This is a genomic window from Pseudomonas sp. 05T35 (assembly GCF_056396605.1).
In genome coordinates, this window is the sequence record NZ_JBFTLU010000818.1 from 1 (window position 1) to 825 (window position 825).

Below are 825 nucleotides of genomic sequence, written 5' to 3' on the forward strand. Positions count from 1 at the left end.
CCTTACCTTACGGCGGCACCTCCAACGGAAAACATCGACCCCTTTCAGAAGAATCCAAAGCCTACATCAACCAGTTCGGTATTCCCTATGGCTCCTGGTAATCCATGAACAATCACCAGAAACCACGACCACTGGAATATCCCAATGTTTAAGAGCTCACCCACAGTTAAAGCGAGTGTTGCAATGTTATTGGCGTTGCTCTTGGGGGGATGCGCCACGGGCATTGGCCGGTCACTGCCTTATGACGCCTGGACGCTGGACTTTTTTGGGCCGCCCTATATGGAAGCCTGGATTGAAACGGCGGATGTCGTGGATATCAATGGACGCGTGTTCCGCGGTGCAGGCAGTGGAGGAGTGACCACAGGTTATCCGCGAGCACTCAGTAAAGGCATACCGACGACGTTTCGCGGCAACCCCAAAGGCTGGGCCGAGCATCCGGGCGGGAGTGGTCGACGCGTAACCGGCGCAGGTCTCCCCCGTTTGGTCTACGTACGCTGGCAGTCGCTGGCCGAGCCGCAAACTTATGAGGCGTATATCGAGATTCCCGAGTCGGCTCGAACCACCATGCTCAAGGGCGAAAGGGCCTTTTGTGGTGCAGATGGTAAATGGATAACGGACTACCGAAAGCTGCTGATTGTTGGCCTGGCACCGGGCGGTATCGCCAAAGTGTATTTGGGAGGCCCATGCCTTAAGGCAACCGAGGTCACCCGCGTAGTAGGCACGATCAACCCCGAAGGCCCTTACAGGGGCAAGACAAATGGTGAGTATTACTTTCTGTCAGAAGAGTCCAAAGCCTACATCGACCAGTTCGGTATTCCCTATGGC

At 55.5% G+C, this 825-nt stretch carries 1 protein-coding gene; it reads left to right on the plus strand.

The features are described from left to right. Positions 1 to 144 precede the first annotated feature (144 nt). A partial coding sequence (locus tag AC1DH9_RS30060) for a DUF2931 family protein (protein WP_477809442.1) occupies positions 145 to 825 on the plus strand: 681 nt, incomplete at its 3' end.